Source organism: Blautia pseudococcoides (genome assembly GCF_001689125.2).
GTDB lineage: Bacteria > Bacillota > Clostridia > Lachnospirales > Lachnospiraceae > Blautia > Blautia pseudococcoides.
Window position 1 is genome coordinate 4,564,322 of the sequence record NZ_CP015405.2, and the last position, 15,595, is coordinate 4,579,916.

General features: G+C 48.5%; 15 protein-coding genes. All 15 read left to right on the forward strand.

What is annotated here, in order from left to right; genetic code table 11:
* The first annotated feature begins 33 nt into the window (after positions 1-33).
* The 15 genes from A4V09_RS21425 to A4V09_RS21490 all read left to right on the forward strand — a co-directional run bounded on the left by A4V09_RS21425 (position 34) and on the right by A4V09_RS21490 (position 15,461).
* Positions 34-1,323 carry an ABC transporter substrate-binding protein gene (locus A4V09_RS21425; RefSeq protein ID WP_157766992.1) on the forward strand — a complete coding sequence of 430 codons (1,290 nt, stop codon included), beginning with the start codon at positions 34-36 and terminating at the stop codon, positions 1,321-1,323.
* 27 nt (positions 1,324-1,350) lie between these two features.
* Positions 1,351-2,235 (forward strand): carbohydrate ABC transporter permease, encoded by an 885-nt coding sequence (locus A4V09_RS21430; RefSeq protein WP_065544112.1) that lies wholly within the window; start codon positions 1,351-1,353, stop codon positions 2,233-2,235.
* Between the two features lie 8 nt (positions 2,236-2,243).
* Entirely contained in the window at positions 2,244-3,080 is an 837-nt protein-coding gene (locus A4V09_RS21435) for a carbohydrate ABC transporter permease (RefSeq protein WP_065544113.1), read from the forward strand.
* Positions 3,081-3,181: 101 nt separating this feature from the next.
* Positions 3,182-4,504: an alpha-glucosidase/alpha-galactosidase gene (locus A4V09_RS21440; protein WP_065544114.1), complete on the forward strand. Its 1,323-nt coding sequence runs from the start codon at positions 3,182-3,184 to the stop codon at positions 4,502-4,504.
* Positions 4,505-4,661: 157 nt separating this feature from the next.
* A complete protein-coding gene (locus tag A4V09_RS21445) occupies positions 4,662-5,663 on the forward strand; it encodes a Gfo/Idh/MocA family protein (RefSeq protein ID WP_065544115.1) in 1,002 nt (333 codons plus the stop codon).
* A gap of 33 nt (positions 5,664-5,696) precedes the next feature.
* The gene (locus tag A4V09_RS21450) at positions 5,697-6,737 is read left to right on the forward strand and encodes a zinc-dependent alcohol dehydrogenase (RefSeq protein ID WP_065544116.1); all 1,041 of its coding nucleotides are present in this window, start codon (positions 5,697-5,699) and stop codon (positions 6,735-6,737) included.
* Positions 6,738-7,006: 269 nt separating this feature from the next.
* The gene (locus A4V09_RS21455) at positions 7,007-7,627 is read left to right on the forward strand and encodes a hypothetical protein (protein WP_065544117.1); all 621 of its coding nucleotides are present in this window, start codon (positions 7,007-7,009) and stop codon (positions 7,625-7,627) included.
* A gap of 239 nt (positions 7,628-7,866) precedes the next feature.
* Complete coding sequence (pduL, locus tag A4V09_RS21460; protein WP_065544118.1) at positions 7,867-8,436, forward strand: phosphate propanoyltransferase; 570 nt, start codon at positions 7,867-7,869, stop codon at positions 8,434-8,436.
* 271 nt (positions 8,437-8,707) lie between these two features.
* The gene (locus A4V09_RS21465; protein WP_065544119.1) at positions 8,708-9,274 is read left to right on the forward strand and encodes a hypothetical protein; all 567 of its coding nucleotides are present in this window, start codon (positions 8,708-8,710) and stop codon (positions 9,272-9,274) included.
* 156 nt (positions 9,275-9,430) lie between these two features.
* Positions 9,431-9,577 carry a hypothetical protein gene (locus A4V09_RS24705; protein WP_157123541.1) on the forward strand — a complete coding sequence of 49 codons (147 nt, stop codon included), beginning with the start codon at positions 9,431-9,433 and terminating at the stop codon, positions 9,575-9,577.
* A gap of 252 nt (positions 9,578-9,829) precedes the next feature.
* Positions 9,830-10,732: a 1-phosphofructokinase gene (pfkB, locus tag A4V09_RS21470; protein ID WP_065544120.1), complete on the forward strand. Its 903-nt coding sequence runs from the start codon at positions 9,830-9,832 to the stop codon at positions 10,730-10,732.
* Between the two features lie 15 nt (positions 10,733-10,747).
* Positions 10,748-12,661, forward strand: coding sequence for a PTS fructose transporter subunit IIABC (locus A4V09_RS21475; RefSeq protein WP_065544121.1), 1,914 nt, complete (start codon positions 10,748-10,750; stop codon positions 12,659-12,661).
* A gap of 28 nt (positions 12,662-12,689) precedes the next feature.
* Complete coding sequence (locus A4V09_RS21480) at positions 12,690-12,947, forward strand: HPr family phosphocarrier protein (protein WP_065544122.1); 258 nt, start codon at positions 12,690-12,692, stop codon at positions 12,945-12,947.
* A gap of 125 nt (positions 12,948-13,072) precedes the next feature.
* Complete coding sequence (gene ptsP, locus A4V09_RS21485; RefSeq protein WP_065544123.1) at positions 13,073-14,725, forward strand: phosphoenolpyruvate--protein phosphotransferase; 1,653 nt, start codon at positions 13,073-13,075, stop codon at positions 14,723-14,725.
* Positions 14,715-15,461, forward strand: coding sequence for a DeoR/GlpR family DNA-binding transcription regulator (locus tag A4V09_RS21490; RefSeq protein ID WP_065544124.1), 747 nt, complete (start codon positions 14,715-14,717; stop codon positions 15,459-15,461). The genes ptsP and A4V09_RS21490 overlap by 11 nt, the downstream gene beginning before the upstream one ends.
* The last annotated feature ends 134 nt before the right edge of the window (positions 15,462-15,595 follow it).

Here is a 15,595-nt window from a genome sequence, read left to right on the forward strand (position 1 = left end):
AACAGAGAAGGTATTACCAAGGAGGGAAAAAGTATGTTGAGAAGAAAAATGTTAGCGGCAGCATTGGTGACAGGATTGGCAGGGACTTTGGTGCTTGGGGGCTGCCAGAGCGGTGGAGACAAAGGAAAGACTGCTGGCGGAAAGGACAGCGTGCGGTTCATGGTCGGGGGTTCGGCAGCGGAACTGGAGCAGTATAAAAAAGCAGTGGATGCTTTTAATGAGCAGAGTGAAAATGTAGAGGTAACCTTTGTAGGTGTGCCGGGTGACAATTATAACGAGAAGATCATGACACAGCTCAAGTCAAAGGAGGCTCCTGACTGTTTTTACTCGGAGGAGGCGTCATACGGGGAACTGAATAGATCAGATATGCTGCTGGATGTTGCCAAGTACCTGGACCAAAGTGATTCCAACTTAAAACGGGCGGATGTGCCGGAGAATTTACTGGAAAATTATACGTTTGAGGATAAGGTGACAGGGGTTCCGGTGGATTGTAACCCTATGGTGATCTATTATAATGCTGACTTGTTTAAGGGACTGAATATTAAGACGCCCCAGGAATATGTGGATGAGGGCAAATGGAATTTTGAGGCGCTGCAGCAGGTATCAGAACAGCTCAGGGATGCGTCTAAGGTGGGATTTGTCTATGAGAACTGGTGGGGGCCGCTTTACTCCTTTCTTTTCTCGGCAGAGGAACCGATCTATTCAGATGATATGTCAAAATCGGAGTTTGGTTCTGAGCGGACAAAGGCAGGACTGACCTATCTGGACAGTAATATCAAGTCAAAAGCGTTTACTTTTGCAGGCTCCCTTACCAGCGGAGAATCACCGGACACACTGTTTGTTTCAGGACAGGCGGGAATGTTGTATGCAGGGCGCTGGTATGTGGCGGATTTTACGGATTTGAGTTTTACATATGATGTAGTTCCCTTCCCCTATTATGAAGAGCCTTCACAGGCTGTCTGCGCTATGCCGGCAACACCGCTGGTGATCAACAAAAAGACAGCCGATCCTGACGCGGTTTGGGAATTCGTATCCTTCTACTGCGGTGAGCAGGGACAGAATATCAGGATGGAAGGGCAGGGCAATGCGGTTCCCACAGTTGACGGACTGGATGAGATTGTACTGACCGGAACCCCGGAACATGCGCAGAACTTCCTGGACGCTGTTGATATGGCATTGGTATATCCAAAGGCAGAGGCACTTCACCCGGGTATGACGGATTCCATCACAGGCCAGGTGGAGAAACTGCTTGTAGGAGAGCAGGATGTGGAGCAGACCCTGGCAAATATCATTCAGACAGTTGATGATGAACTTCAGAAATAATAAGGTATGTGGGGAAGGGATGGATATATGAAGAAAAGTAAACTGGAAAAATCCAGAAACAGATGGGGGATCGTGTTTATCCTTCCCCAGCTCATCAGTCTGGTCTGCCTTGGGATCATACCCATTGTGATTGCCTTTGTACTGAGCTTTTTTGATTGGAATGGGTTCAGCTCGCCGGTGTTTACAGGACTTCAGAATTTTAAGGAAGTGTTTACAGACCCGGATACGGCCATGGCCATTAAGAATACGCTTCTCTATTCCGCGATCTATGTGCCATGTTCCATTGTTTTATCTCTGGGGCTTGCCATGCTTCTGAATAAGGCATGGGGGAAAATGTTTTACCGGGCGGTTTTTTTCTTGCCGCAGATTGTCACCTCTGTGGGGATAGCGGTGGTATGGTCATGGATTTACCAGCCCCAGTTTGGAATTCTGAATATGATACTTAAATTTTTCGGGATCCAGGGGAAGGAATGGCTGCGTGACCCATCCACAGCTATGGGAGCGGTGATCGTTATGAGTATCTGGTGGGGGCTGGGATATAATATCGTGCTGTTTCTGGCAGGACTGCAGAATGTACCCAGGACTTATGTGGAAGCGGCGAAGATAGACGGCGCCAATGAACGGCAGGTGTTTTTCTATATTACGGTGCCTCTAATTTCACCAACCACACTGCTGGTGACTATCACCACCATGATCAATGCGTTTCAGGTCTTTGACCAGATGTTCCTGCTGACTTCGGGAGGACCGGCCAAGAAGACGTATACCATGGCAATTCACATTTATCAGACGGCATTTAAGAGTTACGAACTGGGGAAGGCATCCACGGCAGCACTGCTCCTGTTCTTTGTGGTTGTGGCTGTGTCTGTGATACAGTTTAAGCTTTCTGACAAATGGGTTCATTACGGAGAGTAGGTGAGAGGATGACAAGTAAAAAGAATAAACGGATCAATACCCTGCTGGTCCAGGTGATACTCATAGTCATGGCTGTACTTGCGCTGTTCCCGTTTCTATGGATGATATCCACGTCTTTGAAGGGCTCTGAGGAGGCATTTGCCTACCCGCCCAAATTGATACCGGAAATCTTCCACTGGGATAATTACAAAAAGGCCATGACAGCGCTTCCCTTTGGGACAGCATATCTGAACAGTCTGAAGCTGGCTGTCATCAATGTGACAGGACAGGTGATCACCTCCGCTATGGCGGGTTATGCGCTGGGGAAACTTAGGTTCAGGGGCTCCGGGGTGGTGTTTGGCGGATTTATTTCGGTCATGATGGTTCCTTATACAGTGATCTCCATTCCGCTGTTCCTGATCTTTAGCCAGCTTAACCTGATTGACACACATTTGTCCATTATTTTGATGACAGCTGCCTATATGCCTATGGGAGTATTCCTTTGCAGGCAGTTTATTATGGCACTGCCTGATGAGCTGATGGAGGCGGGCATCATTGATGGGGCAAATTATGGCTCCATGTTCTTCAGGATCGTACTTCCTCTTGTGAAGCCCGCGCTGGCTTCCCTGGGAATCTTCTCCTTTATGTGGAACTGGAACAGTTTTTATACACCCCTGATATTTTTAAATTCCCAGGAAAAATATACGGTGCCCCTGCTTCTAAATATGTTTAAGGGAAAATATACGGTGGATTGGTCGCTGATCATGGCTGCCTCCACCATTGCGGTGATACCTGTGCTGATGGTCTATCTGTTTGCGCAGAAATATATCATTGAGGGAATTACGATCACAGGAATGAAGAGCTGAGGGATTTCCGTAACATGACTTTCTTACGGCCAGCGCAGTAAATGCCCAGGCCTGCTGAGGGATCACAACAGAAGATATAATAATTACAACAGGAGGGACATATGCCAAGAATAGCTTTTATGGGGGCAGGCAGCACGATTTTTGCCAAGAGCGTGCTGGGGGACTGTATCCTGACACCCGAAATACAGGATTTAGAGATCGCGCTGCACGACATTGACCCGGTGCGGCTGGAAGATTCCAGAAAAATGCTGGAGAATATCGCCTCCAATGCGGGGCGAAAAGTGAGGATCGAGACTCACGCAGACAGGAAACAGGCCCTGAGAGGGACGAAATATGTGGTAAACGCCATTCAGGTAGGCGGATACGATCCCTGTACTATCACGGATTTTGAGATTCCGAAAAAATACGGACTGCGTCAGACCATAGCAGATACTTTAGGCATAGGAGGTATATTCCGGGCACTGCGTACCATACCGGTGCTGGAAGAATTTGCAGAAGACATGCAGGAAGTCTGCCCGGATGCTCTGTTCATCAACTATTCCAACCCTATGGCAATGCTGACAGGATATCTGCAGACCTACACAAAAATAAAAACCATCGGACTGTGCCACAGTGTCCAGGTCTGCATTCCCCAGCTCTTCAAGGCCCTTGATATGGAAGAACTGGTGCCGGAGACAAGGTGGGAGATCGCTGGCATCAACCATCAGGCGTGGCTTTTAAAGGTGCAGGACGGTAAAGGGAAGGATTTGTATCCGGAGATCAAAAAGCGGGCGGGCGCCTTTCTAAATGGTGAGGCTGCATACGACGCGGACTGGGATAAAGTCCGTTACGAGATGATGCTGAGATTCGGATACTACATAACAGAGTCCTCAGAACACAATGGGGAATACACACCATGGTTCATAAAAGACAGATATCCGGAACTGATCGAGAGGTATAATATTCCCTTGGACGAATATCCAAAGCGCTGTATCAAACAGATCGGTGACTGGAAACAGATGCGTGGGGAGCTGGTGCAGAATGCGGAGATCAAGCATGAAAAGAGCCGTGAGTTTGCGTCCTTTATCATTAATTCCATGGAGAATGATGTTCCCTACCGTGTTCACGGAAATGTACAGAATACAGGCCTGATACCCAATCTTCCTCCAAATGCCTGCGTGGAGGTTCCCTGTCTGGTGGACCGGGACGGAATCCATCCCTGTTATGTGGGAAATCTCCCGGAACAGTGCGCTGCCATAAACCGTACCAATATCAATGTCCAGTTACTTACCATGCAGGCCGCAAGATCCAGGCGGAAAGAGGATATCTATATGGCAGCCATGATGGATCCCCATACGGCGGCAGAGCTGTCCATGGATGATATCAGGGCAATGTGCGATGAGATGCTGGAGGCCCACGACTCATGGATGCCAAAATACAGATGACATTAGGATAAAGTGTGATGAGATGCCGGAGGCCCACGGCTCATGGATACCGAAATACAGATGACATTAGGATAAAGTGTGATGAGGGGCCGGAGTTCCAGGACTTTTGGAAGCCCTCCAATAGGGCATATACGGAAATAATAAGGAGAACAGTTACATGGAGAAAGTGTTGAGAGTAGGTGTGCTGGGCATGGGAAACATGGGAAAAGCCCATGCGCGCAGCATGATGAAAATGGAAAATGTTAAGATTGCAGGACTTTGTTCCTCCCCCGCAGATGATGCCAGGGTCTTTGCCTGCGAAAATCATTTGGACTGCGGGATCTATGATGACGGATACCGTATGATAGAGGAGGCAGGGCTTGACGCGCTGTATATCTGCCTGCCGCCCTTTGCCCACAGCGGACAGCTGGAAGCAGCCGCAGATAGGGGGATTCATGTATTTATCGAAAAGCCTATTGCTCTTAATGTAGAGCGGGGAAAATCCATGGCAGACGCGGTAGAGCGCAATCATATTGTTTCCCAGGTAGGGTACCATATGAGATTCGGAAGCGCCGTCAGAAAATGGAAAGAATATATGGACAGCGGAAAAGCCGGGAGGCCCACCCTGTATATGGCGGATTATGAGTGCAACAGCCTTCACGGCCCTTGGTGGCGGGACGTCACAAAATGTGGCGGGCAGGTCTTTGAGCAAGTCATCCACCTGTATGATATGGGCCTGTATCTGATGGGGGATGCGGACTGCGTGAATGGACATATCGCCAACCTCTGCCATCAGGATGTGGAGGGATATACCATTGAGGACACCAGTGTCTGCAGTATACATTTTAAAAACGGTTCCCTGGGTTCCATATGCGGCTCCAACTGTTCCGTAAAAGAACAGTGGAACGGCAGATTCCGGGTTATATGCCAGCATATGACCGCTGATTTTATGGACCATAACCATGCGGTCTTCACATTTACGGATGAGGAAACTCCCCATACAGAGACGGTTGCTGAGGATGTGGATGCCACATACCTGGAAGACTGCTGTTTTGTAGAAACGATACGGGGCAGACGAGAAAATATGGCCGGTGTGCCTGAGGGACTGAAAGGTCTGCGGCTGGTAAGCGCGGTGGTGGAGTCCTCCGCAAAAAACGGGGCATGTGTGGTGTCGGAATAAAAAATGAATGATTCACATAAAGGAGAAGGTAAAATGACAGGAAAAGAGATTGTTTCAACAGAACCGAGAAAGGCATTCCTCAGAGAATACGAAGATAGTCCGGTAAAAGAGAACGAGATCCGTGCCAAAGTGGATTTCGCCGCCGCAAAGCACGGAACAGAGTTTACCCATTTCCGGGGAGAGGATCCGTTCCTGGAAAATATATTTGACGAGGAGTATCTTCTTTTCAGAGAGAGCAATGAGGCTGGGGAAAAACCATTTTTCATGCGGCCGGGAAATATGTGGATCGGACATATCACCGAGATGGGGAGTGAAGTACAGGGATTTGAAATAGGAGAGCGCATTGCAGGCTACGGCCCGCTCAAAAGCACCCACACCCTGAAAGCCCGGGAAGCCTTTAAAATGCCGGAGCGCATGACCTGGAAAGAGGCTGTATGCTACGACCCGGCCCAGTTTGCCTTGGGAGGGATCCGTGATGGTCAGGTGAGAGTGGGAGATAACGTGGTGGTCTCCGGCCTGGGAGCCATCGGTCTGCTTGCGGCCCAGTTCGCAAAACTGGCAGGGGCAGCAAAAGTCATTGTCTGCGACCCTATCGAAAAACGGCGGACAGTGGCCTTGGAAAACGGTGCGGACCTTGCCCTTGATTCTTCATCCGTGGACGTGGGCCTGGAGATCAAGAAGGCTACAGGCAAACGCGGCGCGGATGTAGTGATAGAGACCAGCGGAAACTATTATGCCCTCCAGCAGGCAATCCGGGGCGTAGCCTATAATGGAAATGTGGCAGTTGTTGGGTGGTATCACGAATGCCTGGGCGGTCTGAATCTTGGAAGAGAAGCCCATTTCAATCAGCCAAATATCATCATTTCCAGAGCCTGCAGTGAGCCGAACCGGGAAAACCCCAGATGGAGCTTTGAAAGAATCTGTGATACCTGCTGGGATATGCTTGCAAAAGGTCTTTTGAAATGCGAAAATATCGTTGACCCGGTTGTGTCCATGGACGAGGCGGCAGATACTTACATGAGCATTGAACAAAACCCGGCCAGCAGTGTAAAGATGGGGGTGCAGTTCCGGTGAAATAAAGAATAGACTTTTATTTACGGCCTTAGGGGAAAATCCTCAGAGGCCGTTATTTTTTATGTTTCCCTTCCCTCTCATGGAAGATTGTGTTAAACTAAACAAGGAAAAAGAATGAGAAATGTAACTATTCGGCAGCCAGACAAAAAGCCCATCCCCAAGTTGAGGCGTTACGGAGTTTGTTCATAATTGTGAAGGTGCTGAGCAGTTCTGAGGAATTAAAGATACCGGGCAGTGTCCGGTATAAGGAAAACGATAAGGGATAAAAGATGAAGTTTTTGAAAACAGCAGGGAAAGTGATTGCGGCACCTGTACTTTTCTGCGTATTTTTACTGGCAAGGTGTTTTCAGTTTTTTTTAAAAGTCTGCGGAGCTTTGGTAACGTTTGTGTGCATTCTGGCAGCAGTGGTTCTGACTATAGGTGTTGTGGCGCAGATAGCACTGCAGATACAGGGACGCGGTCCGGGAATCGCTGCAATTATGATCAGTGTTCTGATAGCAGCCGTTCTGGCATATGTGCCGGGAGCCGGCGTAGGCGCCGTGATGGTGGTGCTGGAGGGTATCTGCAGCTGGATCATGAAGTTCTACAAAACAGCTCTGGAGAGCGTAAATATTGTACATAAAAAGACAGGATATAAATGGGCGGATTATGACTGGGACAGCAATAAAGTCTATAACAGCGTGAGAAATTCCACCATTGGAGAGAGTGAACGAAAGATACATTACTTTAAGGGCATCCGTTCACAGGAGGAACTAAAACGGCGTGCCTGGGCACTCCTAAAGATTTACCAGCCGGACAACCGGTTTGGGGAGGATGAGATAACCAGAAGCATTATGGCGGAATATGACTATCTGAAGAAGAAACTTCCAAAAAGCACCGGCGAGGAGTGATAACAGCTCCCGTACTTTGGGATACTGTACCATGTCCTTCTGTTACATGAGCTTTTAGAGCCTGAAGGGACAGCTCTCACTTTCGAGCCATGTACTGTGAAAAATGCAAAAAGTTCCAAAAGAATCCTCCCAGATGCGTTGACAAGCCCCCCAAAAAAGTTATAATTAAGAATAGAGAACGTTCTGAAAAAGATGTCAATTCAGAATGAGAATTGAAATCATTGTGTGGAGGATATGAAATGAAAGTATTAGTAGAAACATCTGCAAGACATTTACATTTATCTCAGGAACATCTGGAGATTCTGTTTGGTAAAGGCCATGAGCTGACTGTTAAAAAAATGCTGAGCCAGCCGGGACAGTTTGCATGTGAAGAGAAAGTTGAAGTGATCGGTTCCAAAGGCAGCCTGAAAATGTCCGTTTTAGGACCAGTCAGAAAGGATACACAGATCGAGGTATCCCTGACAGATGCAAGAAGCCTCGGCGTAGCTGCTCCGATCCGTGAGTCCGGCGATATCGCAGGTACAGGTGCATGTAAGTTAGTTGGACCGGAAGGTGAAGTAGAACTGACAGAGGGCGTGATCGCTGCAAAACGCCATGTACATATGACTCCGGAAGATGCTGAAAAAGCAGGCGTGAAAGACAAAGATATGGTTAAACTGGACATTGAATCTCCTAACGGAAGATCCCTGACTTTCGGTGATGTAGTAGTCCGCGTAAGCGCATCCTACGCAACAGCAGCACACATTGATACAGATGAAGCTAACGCTTTAGCTCCTGGAAAAGAGTGCTACGGAGAAATGACGAAATAATCAAAAAAGCAATCATATAATTTCAACAGCTTTGCGCCCGGTATTTTCCGGGCGCTTTTTTCGCTGCAATTCCGCTGCAAAAAGAATATTGACAGACCCATTGAACTCTGCTGATCTAAGAACATATTCAAAAGCGTTCTGCTTTTTATATCTGCGCAGTTTCTGCGGTTTTCCACATTTTAAGATTTATAACAGGAAGTTGGTGAGGCCTTTGTAAATGTTTTTATATTATAATTCCCATTCTATAAGGATATAATAAGAGGAGAAACACATGAGTGATATTGCATATCAAAACAAAGATATTACACTGAAATATTTTGCAGATACACTGATAGACAAAAGCCTTGCTGTGTATGGACTGCCGCATATACGGATCAAGGACTGCAGACCTACAAACCTCCCTGCTATAGAAGCCAATGAATTAAGGCTGGATAATCTATTTATCCTTGAGGATGGATCATGGTTCGCAGAGACCCGTAGCATGCCGAACCCAACGCCCCGCCGTGCCCGGGAAGCCCGGCGGGCTCAAGGATGTGGTAAAATATGTAAACTACATAGCCAGGATCTTAAAGCGTTTCATCTCATTATCTTTTCAACAGATATCGGAGAGGTAGATCCTGATATTATGGATGTGGGATGTATGCAGCTTAAAATAGAGCCTGCATATCTTCTGGGGATTGATACAGAGGAGGTGTTCCGAAAAGTACAGGACAAAATAAAAAACAAGGAAGTCCTTGGCGATGATGAATTACTGGAGCTGATCATCTTGCCGCTGACCGTAAAAGGAAGAGAAGAAAAACAGGCCTTGGCGGAGAAAACAGTGGAGCTGGCATTATGATGAGGGCATTGAGATGGGGTTGGAAAAAGGAATGGCCCAAGGCAAAGCAGATTTGATTCGCTGTATAAGAAAAAAGTAAAGAAAGGTTATGCGGCAATAGAAATTGCAGAGGTACTGGAAACAGATGTCTTACATGTTAAGCAGATTGCGGATCTTATGCAGAACTATCCTGAGGACTCTGATGTAGAGATCGCAGCCAGGCTTTTAAGAGGAGAAAAACAGGAGCAGGCTGTACGGCAAATGGATCATCCCGCACAAAAAGTAAATATATGGTATAGGAAAGCCGAAGAAGGAAGATATTAAAAGCAGATATCTTTCTGTCCTCGGCTTTTTCTATTATCCACGGTGGCAGGAAAATACGAATGACTGAATATGACTGATTATAGAAGAATAGGTCTTAATGAGTATTTAAATGTTCAAAACTGTGCATATTGCACCAAAATAAACCGTGATTTTCGTGAATTAATCTGATTGAATTTGAACGATTATGGTTGTATAATACAGATAGTTAATAAAACAGAGATAGCCGGAACAACCGGACAGGAGGGAAGCCATATGATTTATACGGTCACATTTAATCCGTCACTGGATTATATCGTTTCCGTTGAGGATTTTCAGCTTGGCATGACTAACAGGACAGATTCCGAACTGCTGCTGCCGGGCGGCAAGGGGATCAATGTATCCACAGTGCTGAAGAATCTGGGGATTGAAAATACCGCCCTGGGATTTACCGCCGGATTTACAGGCAATGAGATCCGCAGGAAAGTGGAGGAGATTGGCGTGAAGGCGGACTTCATCCAGATCCGGGAAGGGGTCTCCAGAATCAACCTGAAGCTGAAATCCATTGACGGTACAGAGATTAACGGACAGGGGCCGGACATAGGAAAAGAAAAAGTAGAGGAACTTCTGAGCAGACTGGACGGACTGCGTGAGGGGGATGTGCTGGTCCTGGCAGGCAGTATACCGGCATCCATGCCGGATGACATTTATAAGAACATCATGAAACGTCTCACCGGAAAAGGGATCATGATTGCGGTGGATGCCACCAGGGATTTGCTGGTCAATGTATTGGAATACCATCCGTTTCTGATAAAACCCAATAATCATGAACTTGGAGAAATATTTGATGCAGAGATCAAGACCAGGGAGGAAGTCATTCCCTATGCCAGAAAGCTGCAGGAGATGGGCGCATGTAATGTGCTGGTATCCATGGCAGGGGAAGGCGCGGTACTGGCAGCCTCAGACGGAAGCTGTCATATGGCCCCGGCCCCCAAAGGAAATCTTGTGAACGCTGTGGGAGCAGGGGATTCCATGGTAGCCGGATTTCTGGCCGGTTGGATGGAGAAAAAGGATTATGTCCATGCATTTCATATGGGAATCGCAGCGGGAAGCGCCAGCGCATTTTCAGAATATCTGGCAAAACGTGAGGAAATAGAAGCTGTCTACCAAACCATATAAAGGAAGGAAACAAGTATGAGAATAACGGATTTACTGGACAAGAGAAGTATTTCCCTGAATGGTGCGCCTAAAAGTAAAGAGGAGGCACTTGACCAGGTAGTCGCCCTGATGGCAAAGAGCGGTAAGATCAATGATGAGGAGGCCTACAGAAAGCAGGTCTACGCAAGGGAGGAGGAGAGCACCACAGGAATTGGTGAGGGGATCGCCATTCCCCACGGAAAATGTGACGCGGTTGACAGACCCGGCCTTGCAGCCATGGTGGTGAAGGACGGCGTTGACTTTGAGGCCCTGGACGGCGAGCCGGTGACCCTTATTTTTCTGATCGCGGCGCCCAATACAAAAGACAATGTACATCTGGATGTACTCAGTAAGCTGTCGGTTTTAATGATGGATGAGGCATTTTCCGATTCCCTGAGAAACGCCCGGACTGTGGATGAATTTCTGGAGATCATAGATAAAGCAGATGATGAAAAACCGGATATTGATGAGCGCCTGACAGAGCCTGCCACAGAGCAGACAGGACAGGCAAAGATTCTGGCTGTCACCTCCTGCCCAACAGGAATTGCACATACTTATATGGCGGCAGAAGGGATCGAGAAAGCGGCTAAGGCTAAGGGATGTTTCGTGAAAGTGGAGACGAGAGGTTCAGGCGGCGCCAAGAATGTGCTGACAGACCAAGAGATCCGGGAAGCAGACTGCATCATTGTGGCTGCTGACGCCCAGGTCCCCATGGACCGCTTTGACGGCAAAAAAGTGATCGAGTGTCAGGTTTCGGACGGAATCAGTAAGGCGGACGCTCTGCTTGAGAGAGCTGTAAACGGAGATGCCCCTATATATCACGCTTCCGGCGCAGTGCAGAAGACTTCCCAGGGAAAGAGCAGCGGCAGCGTAGGCCACCAGATTTATACCCAGCTCATGAACGGTGTATCCCATATGCTCCCCTTTGTGGTGGGCGGCGGTATCCTGATCGCCATAGCCTTTCTGATCGACGGTTTCAGTGTGGATATGAATTCCCTGCCCATTGACCAGAGGGCGGATTTCGGTACCATCACCCCGGTAGCGGCCCTGTTTAAAAGTATCGGCGGTACAGCATTTGCATTCATGCTTCCGGTCCTGGCGGGATTCATTGCCATGGCAATCGGCGACAGGCCTGCCCTGGCGGTTGGATTTGTGGGCGGTATGATCGCTTCCCAGGGACAGTCCGGTTTCCTGGGAGCCCTGGCGGCAGGTTTTGCGGCGGGATATCTTATCAGGCTGCTGCGCAAATTGTGTGATAAGCTTCCCCAGGCCATCGAGAAGATTGCTCCGGTCCTGATTTATCCGGTGGTGGGAATTCTGCTCATGGGTCTTCTCATGGCCTTTGTGGTGGAGCCGCTCATGGGCGGTATCAACACTGCGCTGAACAATGGTTTGACAAGCATGAGCGGGTCCAGTAAGATTGTTTTAGGACTGATCCTGGGCGCTATGATGGCTATAGATATGGGAGGTCCCTTTAACAAGGCAGCTTATGTGTTCGGAACAGCATCCATTGCTGCCGGAAACTACGATATAATGGCAGCGGTCATGATCGGGGGTATGACACCACCCTGCGCCATTGCCCTGGCAACCCTGTTGTTTCAGAATAAATTTACAAAAGAACAGAGGGAAGCAGGCCCTACCAACTTTATTATGGGCCTGGCCTTCATCACAGAGGGAGCGATCCCCTTTGCGGCATCCGACCCGCTTCATGTGATCCCGGCATGTATGATCGGCTCCGGTGTGGCCGGTGCGCTGAGTATGCTCTTTCACTGTACATTGATGGCTCCTCACGGCGGAATCTTCGTCTTCCCTGTGGTGGGCAATGCTGTCATGTACCTGGTGGCGCTTGTGGCAGGAACTGTTGTATCCGCAGGTCTGCTGGGAGCTTTTAAAAGGAAAGTAACGGAATAAGAAAATCATATAAAAGGAGAGAAATACCATGAAAGAATTTAATTACACCATCACAGACCCGGAAGGAATCCATGCACGTCCGGCAGGAGAATTAGTCAAAGTGGCAAAAGGATTTGCCAGCAGCATCAAGCTGGTGAAGGATCAAAAAGAGGGAGACTGCAAGAGAATTTTCGGCATTATGGGCCTTGGGGTGAAACAAGGACAGGAAGTGATCCTGACCTTTGAAGGGGAAGATGAAGAGGCTGCTTATGAGGCAGTGAGCAAATTCATGCAGGAAAATCTGTAATCAGGGCAAAACACATTCAAGTAGGCAATGAGCTGCTGCAGAGAATAGCTGCAGCAGCTCTTTTCAGGCTGAAGTGCGTTTGAAAATCCGGTTTCAAACGCGCTTACGGGGAAAGGAGCACAGAGATGGAAGAATATAGAGGAAAAAGTGTATTTGGCGGTATTGCCATTGGAAAAATATGTGTTTACCAGAAAGGGGAGCAGCAGGTAAAACGCGTAAAGACAGAGGACACAGAGGGGGAAATGCAGCGCTACACACAGGCAAAAGAGGAAGCGGTGAGACAGTTAAAAACTCTGTATGAGAAGGCCGTAAAAGAGGTGGGTGAAGCAAACGCTGCTATTTTTGAGATCCATCAGATGATGCTTGAGGATGATGACTACAATGAATCTGTTGAGAACATTATCAGGACCCAGAAAGTGAATGCAGAGTATGCGGTTGCCGCAACCAGTGATAATTTCTCCCAGATGTTCGCCTCCATGGAGGATGATTACATGAGGGAGCGTGCTGCTGATGTAAAAGATATTTCCGAGCGTATACTGGCAGTCCTGGGCGGCGGTGCAAAAAGTACGGTGAACACAGAGGAGCCGGTCATTATTCTGGCAGATGACCTGGCACCCTCTGAGACCGTACAGCTTGATAAGGACAAAGTGCTCTCCTTTGTCACAGTACACGGCTCTGTAAACTCCCATACAGCCATTCTGGCCCGTACTATGGGGATTCCCGCCCTTATTGGCACACAGATTCCCCTGGATGCGCAGGTGGACGGAAAGCTTGCCGTGGTGGATGGGGCGAACGGTGCGGTCTATGTAGACCCGGACCCGGAATTCCTTTCTGAAATGCAGAGACGCCGGCAGGAGGAAGAGGAGAAAAAAGAACTTCTCCAGCAGTTGAAGGGAAAAGAAAATATAACGCTTGACGGTAAAAAAGTCATGCTATATGCTAATATTGGAAATATAAAAGATCTGGCTACTGTCATACAGAACGATGCCGGCGGGATCGGCCTTTTCAGAAGCGAATTCATCTATCTGGAGAAGGAAGATTATCCGACCGAGGAGGACCAGTTTAAGATTTATAAAACTGTTGCTGAGACCATGGCCGGAAAACGTGTCATTATCCGTACCCTGGATATCGGCGCTGACAAAAAGTGCGGCTATTTTGAGATGGATGAAGAGGAAAACCCTGCTCTGGGCTACCGTGCCATCCGCATCTGCCTGACCCGTCCGGAGATATTCAAGACACAGCTTAGGGCCCTGTTCCGTGCTGCCGTGTACGGAAATCTGGCAGTTATGTATCCCATGATAACAAGCCTGTGGGAAATAAAGCGGATAAAGGAGATAGCCGGGGAAGTCAAAGCGGAGCTTACTGAGCAGAACATGGAGTTTCGGGTGCCTGAGCAGGGCATTATGATAGAGACACCGGCAGCCGTGATGGTGAGCGCTGACCTGGCAGAAGAGGTGGACTTTTTCAGCATCGGAACCAATGACCTGACCCAGTACACCCTGGCTGTTGACCGTCAGAATCCCAAACTGGATGAGTTTTATGATCCCCATCACCCGGCTGTCCTTTCTATGATCCGGATAACTGTGGAGAATGCCCACAGGGCAGGCATCTGGGCAGGCATCTGCGGGGAGCTGGGAGCGGATCTGAGCCTTACCAAAGAGTTTCTGGCTATGGGAGTGGATGAACTCTCTGTTTCACCGGGGCATATCCTCCCAATCCGCAAGATTGTTCTGGAGACAGATGTAGAAGAATACAAGAGGAAGAAAAATGCTGACTGAGAAACGTTTTGAAGAAATACTGAAACTTCTGGATGAAAAGAAGAGTATTACAGTCACGGAGATAAAGGAAATGCTGAACACCTCAGAGTCCACCATCCGCCGTGACCTGACAGCCCTGGACCGGGCGGGAAAGCTGGTAAAGGTTTTCGGCGGAGCGGTGGCAGTGGACGCGGCGTTCACGGCTGCTGAGCCCTCCGTTGCCCAGAAAGTGGGGGTAAATAAGGAGGAGAAGCAGGCCATTGCCCGCTATGCCGCCTCCCTGATCGTTCCGGATGATTTTATATATCTGGATGCCGGAACCACCACAGGATATATGATCGACTATGTCACAGAAAAATCCGTAACCTTTGTGACAAATGCCGTATCTCATGCACAACGCCTGGCAGCTCTTAATTTCCGTGTTCTTTTGATCGGCGGAGAGCTGAAGGGAACCACAGAGGCTGTGGTGGGCAACCAGGCGATCCTAAGCCTCCAGACCTTTCATTTCACAAAAGGTTTCTTCGGCACAAACGGCGTCAGCAGAAAATCAGGCTATACAACACCGGATCACAATGAGGCCCTGGTTAAAAAGACAGCCCTGGAACAGTCGGGGAGGCGCTATATCCTGGCGGACGCGGCAAAGTTTGGTAACATCAGCTCCGTCACCTTTGCGACTTTTGATGCCGCTGAGGTTCTGACAGACCAGGCACCCCCGGAATCCTTCGGAGGATGCAGGAATATCCTTGTTATCAAATGAAAACCATAAAAGCACCGAGGAACAGCGTGCAGCGTGCCCTGTTCTGCGGTGCTTTTCTGCGTATAGAATACGCCGTCATATTTTATTTACAAACCGTTTGACCAGGAAACATATCCATAAAGCCGACGTGACCA